This is a genomic window from Pseudaminobacter soli (ex Li et al. 2025) (assembly GCF_003012705.1).
In the GTDB taxonomy this organism is placed as follows: domain Bacteria; phylum Pseudomonadota; class Alphaproteobacteria; order Rhizobiales; family Rhizobiaceae; genus Pseudaminobacter; species Pseudaminobacter soli.
In genome coordinates, this window is record NZ_PXYL01000002.1 from 44,000 (window position 1) to 59,248 (window position 15,249).

General features: G+C 60.8%; 11 protein-coding genes and 1 pseudogene. 3 read left to right on the forward strand and 9 right to left on the reverse strand.

Annotated features, from left to right (window positions below; genetic code table 11):
• Positions 1–200: 200 nt before the first annotated feature.
• A complete protein-coding gene (locus C7I85_RS30495; protein ID WP_146148827.1) occupies positions 201–437 on the reverse strand; it encodes a helix-turn-helix domain-containing protein in 237 nt (78 codons plus the stop codon).
• Positions 438–794: 357 nt separating this feature from the next.
• Positions 795–2,714 (reverse strand): transcriptional regulator, encoded by a 1,920-nt coding sequence (locus tag C7I85_RS03850; protein WP_342587286.1) that lies wholly within the window; start codon positions 2,712–2,714, stop codon positions 795–797.
• 226 nt (positions 2,715–2,940) lie between these two features.
• Here C7I85_RS03850 and cysK point away from each other — a divergent pair, with 226 nt between their 5' ends.
• Both cysK and C7I85_RS03860 read left to right on the forward strand, forming a co-directional pair.
• The gene (cysK, locus tag C7I85_RS03855) at positions 2,941–4,044 is read left to right on the forward strand and encodes a cysteine synthase A (protein WP_106723057.1); all 1,104 of its coding nucleotides are present in this window, start codon (positions 2,941–2,943) and stop codon (positions 4,042–4,044) included.
• Positions 4,044–5,534, forward strand: a complete 1,491-nt coding sequence (locus C7I85_RS03860; RefSeq protein WP_106722645.1) for a pyridoxal phosphate-dependent decarboxylase family protein — start codon at positions 4,044–4,046, stop codon at positions 5,532–5,534. The genes cysK and C7I85_RS03860 overlap by 1 nt, the downstream gene beginning before the upstream one ends.
• A 44-nt stretch (positions 5,535–5,578) precedes the next feature.
• Here C7I85_RS03860 and C7I85_RS03865 read toward each other — a convergent pair whose 3' ends face one another.
• From C7I85_RS03865 to C7I85_RS03885, 5 genes are all read right to left on the reverse strand, one after another.
• Complete coding sequence (locus C7I85_RS03865) at positions 5,579–7,006, reverse strand: C69 family dipeptidase (RefSeq protein ID WP_106722646.1); 1,428 nt, start codon at positions 7,004–7,006, stop codon at positions 5,579–5,581.
• Positions 7,007–7,036: 30 nt separating this feature from the next.
• Positions 7,037–9,049, reverse strand: a complete 2,013-nt coding sequence (locus C7I85_RS03870; RefSeq protein WP_181257075.1) for an ABC transporter ATP-binding protein — start codon at positions 9,047–9,049, stop codon at positions 7,037–7,039.
• A 2-nt stretch (positions 9,050–9,051) separates the two neighbouring features.
• Entirely contained in the window at positions 9,052–9,945 is an 894-nt protein-coding gene (locus C7I85_RS03875; RefSeq protein WP_280954344.1) for an ABC transporter permease, read from the reverse strand.
• Complete coding sequence (locus tag C7I85_RS03880; RefSeq protein WP_106722648.1) at positions 9,926–10,870, reverse strand: ABC transporter permease; 945 nt, start codon at positions 10,868–10,870, stop codon at positions 9,926–9,928. The genes C7I85_RS03875 and C7I85_RS03880 overlap by 20 nt, the downstream gene beginning before the upstream one ends.
• Positions 10,871–10,938: 68 nt before the next feature.
• Entirely contained in the window at positions 10,939–12,492 is a 1,554-nt protein-coding gene (locus C7I85_RS03885; RefSeq protein WP_181257076.1) for an ABC transporter substrate-binding protein, read from the reverse strand.
• Between the two features lie 115 nt (positions 12,493–12,607).
• Between C7I85_RS03885 and C7I85_RS03890 the strand changes: the two genes are divergently transcribed.
• The gene (locus C7I85_RS03890) at positions 12,608–13,420 is read left to right on the forward strand and encodes a helix-turn-helix domain-containing protein (protein ID WP_106722650.1); all 813 of its coding nucleotides are present in this window, start codon (positions 12,608–12,610) and stop codon (positions 13,418–13,420) included.
• Positions 13,421–13,694: 274 nt separating this feature from the next.
• On the opposite strand, the pseudogene C7I85_RS31560 reads toward C7I85_RS03890, so the two are convergent.
• Positions 13,695–13,820 (reverse strand): annotated as a pseudogene (locus C7I85_RS31560) (AraC family transcriptional regulator); the annotation flags it as partial.
• 752 nt (positions 13,821–14,572) lie between these two features.
• Positions 14,573–15,124 (reverse strand): Pycsar system effector family protein, encoded by a 552-nt coding sequence (locus tag C7I85_RS03905; RefSeq protein ID WP_245444788.1) that lies wholly within the window; start codon positions 15,122–15,124, stop codon positions 14,573–14,575.
• Between the last annotated feature and the right edge of the window lie 125 nt (positions 15,125–15,249).

The following is a 15,249-nucleotide window of genomic DNA, read 5'->3' on the forward strand; positions in this document are numbered from 1 at the left end:
AGCATCATTTCCGCAGGCCGGTAAGTTGACGGCTGAAGACGTGGGCCTTGCGGCACTCTGCACAGCTCCGGCTTTCGCCAGAGTCAAGACACACTGCGCAGTACAGATCAGCCCCGGCAAAGCCGTTTTCCGCGAATTCGGTGAGAGCGAACCTGCTCTTCGCAGGACCGGTCCCTGTCGGGTGGGTTTCGGCCTACTGCCTATTCGCCTCGCTCGATCTTCCGCCTTCCCTCGCCGACTGGAACGATCATCTGCACCGGCTCCACGGTCAATGCTCGGGCAATCGCTTCTATGGTGTCGATGGTAGGAGATTTCTCATGGCGCTCAAGAATGCCGATGTAACGCAGGCTTAAACCTGGCGCCGCGCGGCGTAGATCGGGAGATTGGTTGCAAAGACTTTGCCGATACTGGCCTTGGCAGTCATTCTTCTCCCTCAATCCGCCACTTATCCTAAGGCAGGGCTACCCTCGAAGGCGGAACTAGCCGCGTGCAACGATTTCCGAGACCAGTCAGACCAACTGGCCGGACGGACGTACCCCAAAAAAGAGGTGCCCCAAAGAAAAGCCCCAGCTTTCGCCGGGGCCAGGGTAGATGCAGATCAGAGCTTATAGACGATTCCCAGGCAGGTGTCTTGGCTACGTCTCTGCGTCTTTCGTTGACATGACGCGAACACTTCGCTTCTGGAACTGTTGCTCGCGACGACGCTGGGCTGTGAGGTCTGCCAATCGATGTCATCGACGCGGTCGCTGAACGAGGGTCGGAAAGCAAGCAGTCTATCCATCCCGCCCGATCGCTCAGGTCAGCCCGATCAAGGCTGCCGCGTTGCGGTAACGCGCGGTGATGTCGGGAGCGAACCGGAAAGTATCGAGGAAGTTGTCTATTCGGTAGCCCGGATTCTGGCGACGGATCCGGGTCACATAGTTCCGGGCTTCTGCGATGCGCCCCGCGAGGGCAAGGCAAAGGGCGGCTATGGCCACAATGTGGACATGGGCGTTCGGGCGGGCTGCCGCCTTCACACCCCACTGCGCAGCCTCTTCGAAGGCGCCGAGGCTGACCAGCGCCAACGCCCGGGTGCCGAGCATACCAAAGAGCAGAGGGTCGCATGGGCTGAGCAACCGCGAATGATCCGACGAAGCAATTGCCGCCGCCGGATCGCCGGACTGCGAGTGGACGAAGGACAGCGCATAGTGACCGAGGGCGAAGTTTGGGCTGAGATGGACGGACTGCTCCAACTCGCGCACCGCCTCGTCGTGGTCTCCGGAGAGCCAGAGCGCGCGCCCCATGGACCAATGCGCCGCGGGGTTCTGATCGTCGATAAGCAGGCTTTGCCCGGCGGCCTTCAACGCGTTCCGAGTCTCGGCGTCGCGATCGCTCCAGCGCTGGAAGGCCCTTTGCCAGTGGGTGAAGGACAGGCCTGCATGGGCGCGCGAAAAGGTAGGATCTAGGCGCGTCGACAGGTGGAAGAACTCGGCCGCGCGCGCGTTCTCATCAGGGGTGAAGCGATACATGTGCCAAAGGCCGCGATGGTAGGCTTCCCAGGCGTCCAGCGAATCCGGCGGCTTCAGGATTGCCCGGTTCCGTTCCTCGTTCTCGATTTCGGCGGCAATCGAGGACACGATGCCGTCGCCGATCTCGTCGAGAATGGCCAGACGCTCGGCGGAGCGCGCCTCGAACTGCGCGGTCCAGATGATCCGCGCGGTAGCCGCCTCAGCGACTTCCACGGTGACGCAGACTCCGCGATCGTGCTGTTCCATGAAACCGGTCGCTACGTAGTCGACACCAAGCCGGCGGCCGATGTCCTGCGATCCCAGTCGCTCCTCGGCCACCGCAAACACGGAACCGCGGGCGATGACGAAAAGGCTGCGCAACCGCGCCAACCGGCTGATGATGTCGTGTGCTACGGCGGAGCCGAGATCGCGTCGCATCTCAGGTCCTGCACCCAATTCGCGGAAGGGCATGATCGCGACGGAGGCGCGGCGCGACGCGGCTGGATGGATGGACTGCGCAGGTTCCCGAACCCGTTCCGAAACTGCAACCTGGGTCGGTTGGGCAGCAGCGTGCCTGAGCTGCTCCCATGCATCGCGAACCGGCGCGAAATCCAGCCCCTCATCCGCAAAGAGCCGGGCGGCCATATCGAGATGCCGATTGCACTCGTCCACCATCCGCCTGTGCAGAAGTTCCGAGAGGAAACGGATGTTTGCGCCGGTGTCGAGCCCAGCAAGATCGATCCACCGGCGCGCAGCCGGCAAGCCGTCCACGCTGCCCACGGGCGTTCTGCGCCCAATCTCCGCAGCGATATCCAACTGGTAAGAGCGAAACTCGGATCTGCGGCCGCCAAGCCAGTGCTCGAAAGCGGCACAGTTGCGGATGCCAATACCCTCCAGGAAGTCGCCGTCGCATCGCGACGCGATTGTCAACAGCTCCTGCAAGCCAAGCCCGTCGACACCACCCCGCGCCGTCTCCAATAGAAGAAGCGCGTCGACGTCGCATCCGTCGAGATCGAGCGAGATTTGGTCGTCGACGGCAATCACCCGGCTGCGGCCATGCGTGTCCAGCACGGAGCGCAACCTGCTCAGGCACCATCGCAACTCGCCACGCGGATCGCTCGGCCCCTCCCAAAGAAGGTCGCAGAGCTTCTCGCGGGCGACGGCTCCTCTTGCGACAGTCAGATAAGCCAACAAGGCGCGGAACTTGCGCGACGCAGGAAGCTTCAACGGGGCACCTCCGCGCGACACCCGCAGCGGCCCGAGGAGGCGCAGTGCAAGTTCCTGCATTGAATCAGGTACGTCGGAAACGTCAGTTTCCATGCGCGTTCCCACGCCGGCTCCCACGCCGGACAGCTGGTCGATACTCTAGCATTCCCCACACCAACTGACATCCGGAAGCTTCTAGCCCGGCGAAACAGGACATGGACCGGGCGCCATGCACAGCGAGGATCACATGCTCACGGAAACAGGACTGAGAACCACGAAGGGCCGCGGACGGCTTTTCGACAGCGTACTGGAGACGATCGGCGACACGCCGGCAATCCGCATCAACAATCTCGGCGTCGAAAACGCCAATATCTACGTCAAGGCGGAATTCTTCAATCCGGCGTCATCTGTGAAGGACAGGTTGGCGGTCGCCATAATCGAGGAAGCCGAACGCAGCGGTGCGCTAAAACCGGGCCAGACCGTGGTCGAGGCGACCAGCGGCAACACCGGCATTGGGCTCGCGATGGTCTGCGCGCAGAAGGGCTATCCGCTCGTAGTGATCATGGCCGACAGCTTCTCTATAGAGCGGCGCAGGCTCATGCGCATGCTTGGCGCCAAAGTCGTGCTGACACCGCGCGCTGAAAAGGGCTTCGGCATGTACCGCAAGGCAGTGGAACTCGCCGAGAAGAACGGCTGGTTCCTCGCGCGCCAGTTCGAGACCAAAGCAAACGCGGCAATTCATGAAGCGACGACCGGTCGGGAAATCGTCAACGACTTCGCGGGGTCTCGCCTCGATTACTTCGTCACCGGTTACGGCACCGGCGGCACCATCGTGGGCGTATCGCGTGTGCTCCGCCGGGAACGACCAGAAACGAAGATCGTACTCAGTGAGCCGGCCAACGCTCAGTTGATCGCCAGCGGCCATTTGCAGGAGCGGGGCGCCGACGGCGCGCCGGCCGCGAGCCATCCCCACTTCGAGCCCCACCCGATCCAGGGCTGGACACCGGACTTCATACCAGATGTCCTGCAGGAGGCGATCGACCAACACTACTATGACGAGCTGATCGCGATTGCCGGACCCAAGGCGATGGAATGGGCTAGGGCTCTCGCGCAGAAGGAGGGAATCTTCACGGGTGTATCGGGGGGCGCCAGCTTTGCCGTAGCGCGCCAGGTCGCCGAACGTGCACCGGCGGGCTCGGTCATCCTTTGTATGCTCCCTGACACCGGCGAGCGTTACCTGTCGACCCCGCTCTTCGAGTCGATCCCGGCTGACATGGACGCCGAGGAAATGGAGCTCTCGCGCTCCACGCCCGGTTTCCAGCTCGCCGCCGAGCCGATCGGGAGAGAGTGATGGAAGCTCACCCTCTGGAATTGCCAGCCCGCGACGCGACATCGCTCGACCGGATGGAAAGCCTCGACCCTCCAGATTGGAGCTCTATTGCGGCACTGGCACACCGGGTCGTGGACGATGCGGTGGAGCACATCGCTAACGTACGCGATCGTCCCGTATGGCAGCCTATGCCTGAGAAAGTGGAAGCAACGTTCCGGGCCCCGCCTCCCGATGGGCCGACACCGATTGAGGACGTGTACAGGTTGGTGCGGAAAAGCGTGCTTTCCTATCCGATGGGCAACATCCATCCCCGGTTCTGGTCCTGGTACATGGGCTCCAGCAACTTCACCGGCGCCTTGGGCGACTTTATTGCCGCGATCCAGGGCTCCAACCTCGGGGGTGGCAGCCATGCCGCCGCCCTCGTCGACCAGCAGGTCGTGGGCTGGCTGCGTGATATGATCGGCTTCCCCGTCTCGGCGAGCGGAACGCTGGTCAGCGGCGGTTCGACGGCGAATCTTATCGGCCTGACGGTCGCTAGAAACGCCATGGCTGGAATTGACCTGCGCGAAGAGGGTCTTGCCGCGCTCGACCAGCCCATGCGCTTCTACGCATCCGACCAGGTCCATTCCTGCCATCGCAAGGCTGTCGAGACACTGGGTCTCGGCAACAAGGCGCTGCGCAGAATTCCGACGGACTCCTGTTACCGCATCGACATCGCGGCCCTCCGCACCGCAATTGCCGAGGACCGAGAGCGGAGCTTGCAGCCCGCTTGCATTATCGGCACGGCCGGTACGGTCAATTCGGGAGCGGTCGACGATCTCGCGGCACTTGCCGAGATCGCCACCGAGGAGGGCCTCTGGTTTCATGTGGATGGATGCATCGGAGCCCTATTGGCGATCGCGCCGAAAAACGCCTGGCGCGTGAAGGGCATAGAACGCGCGGATTCGGTCGCTCTCGACCCGCACAAATGGCTGCACGCGCCATTCGAGGTTGGTTGCGCGCTCGTCAGAGACCACTTGAAACACCGGGCTACCTTCGCCGTGTCGCCCGAATATCTCCAGGGCATGTCGCGCGGCATCGCTTCCGGCCAATGGCTGTACGAATTCGGACTGCAAACCAGTCGTGGTTTCGGAGCGCTGAAGGTCTGGATGGCGCTGATGGAACACGGCGTCGCCAAGTTCGGCCGATTGATCGACCAGAACGTCGCTCAGGCCGCCTTCCTGGCGGGTCTCGTCCGATCGCATCCGCTCCTGGAACTGGTCACCGAACCAGAGATCAACATCGTTTGCTTCCGCTACGCAGCCAAAGGGCAGGACGAGGACAAACTGAAGCAGATCAACGTCGAGATCATGCTGCGCCTGCAAGAATCCGGCATCGCAGCGTTGTCCGACACGACGATCCGGGGTCGGCATTGCCTACGCGCAGCGATCTGCAACCACCGCACGCGACGGGATGACCTCACCCTGCTTGTCAAGGAGGTGCAGCGGATTGGAAGCGAGATATCACTGTGACTGCTCACGACGGACGCTTGCCGCTTCAGTAACCAGATGCCGGTTCACCAAAGCTGCGGTGGCGACAAGGGCTGATCTGTCACATTCAGCGCCCCTTTGGCGCGCAACCGGACATATGCGGCGCGGGACAGGGCCTCGCAATCGGAAAGGGTTTCGGTGAGCCAGCGGTGGCTGAAGTCGTTCAGAAGGCACCTGGCAAGCGCGGGCTCTCCGGCGTCGAAGAGCAGCGTCGCGCTGCGCACGACGGCCGGGAGCTCGGCGAGGATCTTCGCTTCGACGAGGCGCCAGTGCTCGAACACCTCGGGAAGGATAGTGTCTTGCGCCTGGAACGCCAAATGCATGAGCTGCTTGAACCGGTAGACTGCGCTCTCGGCGGTTTCGATACCTTGCGGAATGCGGCAGACGACCTGCGGCGACTTTTGCTCCTTCCGACGGTCGAGGAAGCGGGCGCTTTCCCCTTCGGTCAGGTAGCGATGCTGGGCATAGGGTGCCGGAACCTGGTCGATGCCCATGAAGATAGGCGTGAGGGGCGCGGTGACGGCGCCGATCGGCGCGTGCCACATCACGCGCATCTCGGCATGGGCCGGACGCACGAGCGGAACGACCTGGCCATAGCCTGCGGTGTCGCCAGTCAGCTTCTCAGTGGCGATGGACCAGACGACGTCCTCGAAGCCGATCTTTTCGGGACGCGTAGCCCGGCGGCGCATTTCGGCTTCGATCCACTGCACGCCCTCCCAGCGCCCCTTTCCATCGCCGTAGACGGCGTTCACGTCGAATGGACCCTTGGCCGGATCATACCAACCCAGATTGATGGCCGTCGTGATGAAGTGCGGAGGAAAGAGGAACGTGTCGTCCGGCTCGGCTGGGATGACCCCGACATAGCCGGGGCGCGACGCGCGGATGCTGGTTTCGTCTAGGCGCTCGGCGACCCACAGGCCCTTACCGCCTGCAAACTCGATCATTACCCAGGCCTCGTCCGGGTCGGCGAAGATATGCGAATTGCCGCCATAGGTGGAATAGCCATAGCGGGCGATATGCGTTGCGACGATCTGCACCGCCTCGCGGGCGGAGCGGGCACGCTCAAGGACGATCTTGGCCAGGTCGGAATAATTGGGCCCGGTTTGATCCGTTGGGGTCATCTCGATCAACGCCGCGCGGGAGGCCGACCAGATGTCACGGACGGCCACGCCGTATTCGTTGAGGCCGCCATTGGTCAGGGGGGCGGGGACGCCGAGGTAGTGGGTGTAGCTCACCCGCATGTGCCGGGCGCACTCCGCCGCCTGCGGAATCTCGGACAGAAGGCCCGGCATGACGGCCTGGGGCGTCACGCCAACGGTGATCGTCGCGCCTTTGGGATGGGTACGGCGTGGCACGATTTCAAGCCAGTGGCTCGAGGGCTCGTCACCATAGCCAGCGAGGTAAGAAAGGCCATCAGCGGTATGCGCCCGCCCGATATAGATTCCGTAGCTCACGTTATGATCCTTGTGTGACGCAGCGCCCGCTTACGCAAGCGGGAAGTGGCAGGCTATTACTCGGTGGGGGCCAACGCCCCGATGCGGGGGCTTCGCTTCGTGACAGAGCGGCCTTGCATTGGGACAGCGCGAAACGAAATCACAGCCGCGCGGTCGCTCGAGCAGGCTCGGCACCTCTCCCTTCAGGCCGCGGTGCGCGCGCTTGCGATCCGGGTCAGGTTGCGGGACGCCCTGCACAAGTGATGCGGTATAGGGGTGGTGTTGATGCCGGAATATCTCCTCCGCCGGACCCTGCTCGACTATGCGCCCCAGATACATGATTGCAATCCGGTCGCTGATATGGCGGATCACCGGCAGGTTGTGAGTAATGATGAGATAGGCCAGCCCGTGTTCAGCTTGGAGATCGGCCATCAGGTTCAGGATCTCGCCCTGGACCGAGACGTCAAGGCCGGCAGTCGGTTCGTCCGCGATGACGAGGCGTGGGCTGAGCGCGAGCGCCCGGGCAACCCCGACGCGCCGTGCCTGGCCGCCCGAGAGCTGATTGGGAAAGCGCGCAAGCAGCGGACGGGGAAGACGGACCATGTCTGCCAGCCGTTCTGCTTCTCGGTCGAGGTCACGCTCCTTGATGCCGTGGATCTGAAGCGGTTCGGTGATCAGGGCACGCACGGTCTTGCGCGGTGAAAGCGAGCCGTTCGGATCCTGAAACATCATCGCCATATTGCGGCGCAGAGGCTTGAACTTGTGTTCCGGCAGGGACTGGACCTCGTTGCCCTCGAAGAGCACCTTGCCGGTGGTGACGGAAACGAGATTCAGGATGGCACGACCAAGCGTGCTCTTGCCCGAGCCGCTTTCTCCCACCACGCCAAGTGTTTCTCCGGGATGGAGCGTCAGGCTGACGTCGAGCACAGCGTCGAGCCCCTTCGGCTGGCGTCCCTGTAGTTTGGCAAGAAGCATGCCTTCCGTCGGAAAACGTATGTTGAGGTCGCGTGTCTCGAGCAGCGGCGCCTCGTTTGCGGCGCGCGCCAGGGGGCCGGACGCTGCGGGCATGACGGCTCCTGGGACCCTCGCGGCAACCGCGCCGCTCTGGATATGGCAACGTGCCAGCCCGCCATCCGTACCTACGACGACCGGAGGCTTTTCCGTCCGACAGAGCGGCAAGGTGTAGGGGCATCGGTCGGCAAAGATGCAGCCCGCTGGCGGCGAGGTCAGATCAGGCAGTTCGCCGGCGATGATGGGCAGGCGCGCCGGTCGCTCGACGATGCGCGCCGGGTCGCACTCCAGCAGCGCCTGCGTATAGGGGTGGCGGGGCGCGTGGAATATCTGGCGCACGGCGCCGGTCTCGACTACCTCGCCCGCATACATAACCACCACGTCGTCGCAAAGCTCGGCGATCAGTCCAAGGTTGTGAGAGACGACCGCGACGGTTGCTTCGGTCTCGGCCTGCAGGTCGCGCAGCAGGTGGATGATCTGCGCCTCCATTGTCACGTCAAGCGCGGTCGTCGGTTCGTCGGCTAAGAGCAGGTTCGGTCCGGTGAGTAGCGCCATGGCAATGCCCGCGCGCTGGCGCATGCCTCCCGAAAACTCGTGCGGATATTGGTCGAGACGGAACGCGGGGTCCGGGATGCCGACCTTGCCCAGCATCTCTGCCGCCGCACCGCGCTTTTCGCATCTCGACATCTCGCGGCGACGATAGAGAATATCGGCCATCTGGCGACCATAACTCAGAAGCGGTGCCTGCGAGGTCATCGGGTCCTGAAAGACGACGGAGATTGCCTCGCCGCGCAATTGCCGCCGTGCCTGCTCCGAGAGCGTCAGCAGATCCTGATCTTGGAAAAGGATGCTCCCGCCGATGACTTTGGCGTTCGGAGCAAGAAGACCCATGATCGACCACAGAACCGTGCTCTTGCCCGAGCCGCTTTCGCCGACGATACCCAGAATCCTGCCCTTCTTCATGCCGAACGACACGTTGCGCAGGGCCTTCATTCGGCCCTGAAGCGTATGGAAGTCGACCGACAGGTTCTTGATGTCCAGAAGATGTTGCATCCTCAACGTCCCCTGTTCATGCGCGGGTCGAGAATGTCGCGCAGTCCCTCCGCTAGGAATGTGAAGCCGATAGTCGTTAGCACCAAGGGCATCCCGGCCATGATCACCATCCATGATGAGTTGCGGATGACCAGGTAGCCCTCATTCAGCAATGTTCCCCAACTCGCAGTGGGAGGAGTGACGCCGAGCCCAAGAAAACTCAGCCCGGCTTCGAGCGAAACCACGACTGGAACATCCATCGCGGCAAGAATTAGGAGTGGCCCGACGACATTGGGCAGAATGTGATGCCATAAAATGCGCAGGGTCGAGGCGCCGAGTGAGCGTTCGGCGAGGACGAAATCCGTTCCACGTAGCACCAGTGCGGCAGTGCGCGTCACCCGCGCATATTGTGGGATCGAGGTAATCACGACGATCACCATGACCAGTCCCAGGCTCGGTCCTGTCAATGAGACCGTGGCCAGACCCAGAATGATGGTCGGAAAAGATCGCACTGAATCGAAGATCAGTAGCAAAAGCGAATCGAGCCGGCGAGGACCGAAGGCTGCCAGCATACCAAGGGCAAGCCCGATCGCCAGCGACAGAGACACTCCGATCGCCGCTATCGTCAGTGCGACGCGACCGCCGTGAAGAATGCGCGAAAGGGTATCCCGCCCAAGCTGGTCGGTTCCCGCAAGGTGCTGCCAACTCGGCCCGGCCAGCCGTGCGGGAATGTCCATGGCGTTCGGGTCGTAGGGGGCAATTTGTGGGGCGAAGATGGCGCTAGCAAAGAAGATGACGACCAGCACAAGGCCCAGCATGGCTTGCCAGTTCGTCAGGAAAACGCGCAGCTGGGCGTGGCGTGCACTGCGCGCCTTGGAGCGGATCTCAAGGGTAGGCTCAGAGGACGCGACGGACACGGGGATCAATCCAGCTCACGAGAAGGTCGGAGAGAAGCACGACGAGGATGTAGAGCGCTGTGGTGACCACTACGGCGCCCTGGACGATGGGGAAATTTCGTGCCTGTACGGAATCATAGATGAGCTTGCCAACGCCTGGGCGAGCAAAGATGACCTCGGCAAAGACAGCGGAGGAGATCAGTCCGCCAAAGCCCATGCCGATCAGCGTGATGGTGGGTAGGATCGCGACAGGCAGGGCATAGCTGAAGATCACCCGCTGGGGAGTAAGTCCGAAGGCGCGGGCCGAACGGATGAACGGCTCCCCCAGCACTTCGAGCATCGAGGCGCGGACCATGCGAGCCAGGTAGCCGACCCAGCCCAGGCCAACTGCGAAGGCGGGAAGGATCAGGTGGAGCGCCTGGTCCCCGTAATCTCCCGCTTCGCCCGCGCCCATGGCGGGCAGCCACCGCAGTTGTACCGACAGGATCAGAAGCGCCCAGATCGCCATCAGGAAAGAGGGGATGGCAATTGTTCCGACCGAAAGGACCCCGGTGATCCTGTCAAGCCATGTATTCGGCCGCACTGCTGCCAGACAGCCAAGGGGGATGCCCAGGACGATCGCCCATCCCATCGCAGCGACCATCAACATCAGGCTGTAACCGATCTGCTCGCCGACGATGATTGCAACCTTGCGACCGGTGAAGATGTCTTCTCCCAAATCGCCTGTCACGACATTGCGGGCATAGGTGGCGAACTGAACCCAGACCGGCTGGTCGAGGTTCATCTTGGCGGAATAGTGCGCGATCGCAGCGGGTGTCGCCTGCGGTCCCAGTGCAATTGTGACCGGGTTGCCCGGAACCAGCCGCAGGAGCGAGAACAGAATGACCAGTACGGTCAAGATGACGGCTGCTGCAAGTGCCAACCGTTTCAGAATATAACCAGACATGTTTGGCCAGTGGGATGTTGAAGTGCCCCGCCCTTGCGACTGCAGGCATGGCGGGGCTGGAGCAAGGATCAGATCACGGTGAACAGTCGGTAGTCCTGCTGGCCGGAGGGGGAGACATTGACGCTAATATCCGAGCGGTGGACGTAATAACGTGGCTCGTGGCAGAGCCAGACATAGGCGCCAGTCTCCTCCATGATCTCCTGAAGACGCAGGTAGATGTCGTTCCGCTTCTCCGGATTGCTTTCGGCGATACCCTGTTCGACGAGGGAATCATATTCGGGGTTGGTCCAGCGCTCCCAATTCCAGTTTCCGACCTGCGAGGAGACGAACCACTGCGAAGCCTCATAGGGGTCTGGAACGCTGCCGAAGCGCATGGTCCAGAGCTCAAGATCCTTCCAGGTATCCCCGGCCGATTCCATCCCCATCTCCCAGAACGGGCCGGCGTCGAGCGGGATGACTTCCAGAGTGATGCCCACGGCTCCAAGGTTCGCCTGCACGATCTGTGCGACCAGCATCGGCTGCTGCGTATTTAGCGTCCGCAGGCTGAGCTTGAGACCGTTCACTCCGGCTTCTGCCAGGAGCTCCCGTGCTTTGGCCGGATCGTAGGTGTAGAACTTGGTCTCGGTGCGATGTCCGATCAGGCCGGGGCAGATGATGCCGCAGGATTTGGTGGCCACGTTCGAATAGGCTGCTGCGATGATCGAATCGACATCCACCGCGTGCTGGATCGCGCGGCGCACCCGGATATCATGCAGCTTTGGATGCTCGGAGTTCATCCCCAACCACATGAAATTGAGTTCCCCGGCCTTGGTCAGTTCACTGCCGGGCGGCGGGCCAGCCCGATAGCGCGCCACAGCGTCCGAATCGATCTGCGTGCAATCGAGTTCACCCGCCTCGTAGGCCAGTTCGGTTGCCTTGACCTGCGTGATGATCTTTGCCTGAACACGGTCGAACTCGGGTTTTGGTCCGCTCCAGTCCGGGTTGGGCAAGAACGTTGCTGCTTGGCCCGGAGCATTGCTAAAAAGATACGGGCCGCACACGGCCGGAAACTGCGTGGTGAACCGTCCGCCCGCCTCGGTTACGGCCCTTTCGCACAGGATAGCGCCCGGCCCATGGCAGAGCGTGACAAGGAAGAACGGTGCGAAGGGCTTGGTCAGAACAATTGTGCCGGTGCGCTCGCCTGTGACCTCAACATGGTCGAGCACCTCGAAGTATCCAGCCCACTCGGACTTCTTCATCCGCTCATAGGAAAACTTCACGTCGGAGGCCTTCAGCGGACCATGACCACCGGACCAGTTCAGTCCCTCGACGAGTTCGAAATCGATATGTGTTGGATCGCGCTGTTCAAGCTTGGAGACATAGTAGGTGGGTTCCCAGCCGATTGTATCGCCGTCTCGCTTGTATTGCGCAAGGAAGGGTAGGCACTGCTTCTGCGCTTCAATCTCTATGCCACCGATCATATAGCCAGGATCGAGGATCTTGATGTCGCCGTCCATGCGCAGGCGCAGGACCTTCTCTGGCTGGGCCCGGGCGATAGGGGGAAGAAAGCCTCCCATCGCCAGGGCAGTCAATGCCGTGCCTGAGGCCAGAAATCCACGTCTGGAGAGCGTTGGCTGTGTCATCGGTCTGTTCCCGTTGGTTCTCTTTTCTTGAAAATTGAGCACAGCTGGGCATTTTGCGCTACAGAGTTGCCATTCGCGACTTGACGCGAATCTTGCTTCGTATGGCGATATCACCATGGACGATGATTTTCCTCGCAACCTCGCACTTCTGTGTAGCTACCACGCCTCCATTGCGGATGCCTGCCGACGGCTTGGGATGAACCGACAGCAATTCAACAAGTACCTCAGCGGCCATACGCGCCCATCACGGCGCAACATGCGCAGAATGTGTGATTTCTTCGGTGTGACGGAAGCCGAGATGCTGATGGAACCGGCACAACTGGAACAGATCGTTGCCCTACGCCGCAGGCCCGATCCCGTCCCACAGATTCGCCGGCCCTTGATGTACGTCGAGGCGCTTTACCGGCGGAGCCAATCGCTCGAGAAGTATGTCGGTTTCTACTACCGATATTTTTACTCCTTTGGGAACAAAGGGATGATCACCAAATCGCTCGCCGCCATCAAACGGATTGACGATCAGTACTACTGGAAGAATATCGAAATTAACCGACATAAAGATACCGAAAAGACTATCGGATTTAGCAAATACACTGGCACGGTTCTTTATCTGGCAGACCGCATTCATATCGTTGAATATGAGAGCCTGAATTTCACTTCGATTACACAGATGACGCTTTATCCCAGCCACCAACATCGCCTTTTTCGGTTGATGGGCGTCCAGACCGGCGGTCCGACCCGTCGCGGTCGAAAGCCGGGGGCCTCCAAGGTTGCGCTGGATTATCTTGGCAAGGAGGTCGATTTGCGAAAGGCGTTGGCAGGAGCAGGGCTCTTTCTGCCTGATTCGAAAGCCCTGCCCGCGGATATCGCCGGCCTTGTCGCAAACTCAGTTCCTCCAGGTGCTTTTGTGCTTGAAGTGGATGAACCTTAAAACCTTAGGATCCAGCCCTTTTGGGGGCATTCTGTGACTGTGCGACTGGCCATGGCGGCGCCCCGACTTTCGTCGGTCCGGTGTGCCGGCCTAGTCTTCAGTTCTAACAGCGCGGCCCTGGTAGGAGGTGCGATCGCCTCTGGCGCGCAGCCTCATTGCCCGATCCCAATCGCTGCCCGATGCAGGCGCACCGAGGCGGAGTTCACCGAATGCCATCGTCTGCGGAGCCCTTTGGCACCCAAGCGGCTCATGGCGGACGATCCTGACACGATGTTCAGGCCACCTCGCCTAAGTGATGTCTAATCCATTTCGTTTCTTCAGACGCCGTGCGTCTGAAATGTCTTTTGAAGTCCCGGCTGAATTGGGCAGGGCTCGCATAGCCTACAGATGCAGCGACCTCCAGCTGTATTTTGGCAACACGTTGCCCCGGCAGGCAACTATAGGACAAATCGTCTGGCAAGAAGGTTTTGTCATGCGATTTTCCGAAGCAGCAGTCGGACATTTTTGGGCGGACTATCGATGAAGCTGTTGTCAGTCGGCTTGCCCGGCCCGATTTAGTGCCACTCGACTCGGACCTGATCGGCCCAGCTGAGGATCGCGTTGCTGGTGAACTCGCTTCTGACGATCATTCGCAGCTGGCCGAACCGGGCGTCTGCAACACTTCCCGAATTCGTGCATCGTCGATTTCAGAGACTTCCAGGCCAATGGTGGTGCCGGTAACGGGACTCACAGTGGCTGGCTTGAAGCTAAATGTTCTCGTCATAGCGCCAGCGATCTGCCAGATTACTAAAGATCAAGGTGCGGTAGGCCGGTTACCGGCTGGTCTATCCGGTCAACGATGGCACCATCACAGTGCCGGTGGTTGCCGTCGGCAAGCGTGAGGAATCCGAGGCCTACGAAGCGCGGCCAAACTGGATCGATCAGGAATAGCGCCCGACTTGATGCCCGGTGCATCCAGATGTCGTGGAACGCAAGCCCCGCCTGCGCTTGGTCGTCAGAGACTGAGGCAGGGTGAAAACGTGGTTGCATTGGGCAGAGCGTCTGCAGGCTTATCTGAAAGGCGACAGCACGCAAATGGAATGCTTGTTGCCGTCAAGAATGTCATGAAGCCTGGGCTCATCATCTGAACGCTTGGGACCAGACTCGCAGTCTTCAAGCCCGCACGGCGGCTGTCAGCAGCAACACATAGGCCAGCACCATGGCGATCAAGCCACGAAACGCCAGGCTCACGAAACGATACTTGGCTTTGGCAATCAGCGACAGATTATCGACATTGCCCAAATATTCGCGAAACAGGAAATCCACATCGTTGCGCTCACTGGCGGCAAGCAGCGTGGCGCGGTTCGCATCCCAACCACCCCAGAACAGCGACGTCGAGCCGCCGACGCGGCGAGGCAGGACGACGATGATGGCAGCGATCAGCGAGAAGGTGGCGGCCAGCGCCATGCAAGCAGAGAAGATCACAAGAGGAAAATCGGCATCAATATAACGCTGCCATTGGAAAGCGGCGCGTCCATCTGTCGATGTAATGATGAATGCAATCATAAATGTAAATATGTAAGCAGCCTTTTGATCTGCGATCTTTATTTGATCATAAAAAACATCATTTACTTTCTTAAGATGGTCAAAATACTCCTTTCCGCAACTCGGTGACGTCGTGTCAAGTTCCATGTTGCCGGTGTCAAAGTTCCCGACGTCGTCCATTTCCCATCCCCACCTTCAATTGGATTTGCCTATGCAAGAACTGATTTGTGCGTTCACAGCAACGTTCAATATGAATATTGACAGAATAGTAAAGTTCCGCACATAACGCCCTCTCGAAAATCGAG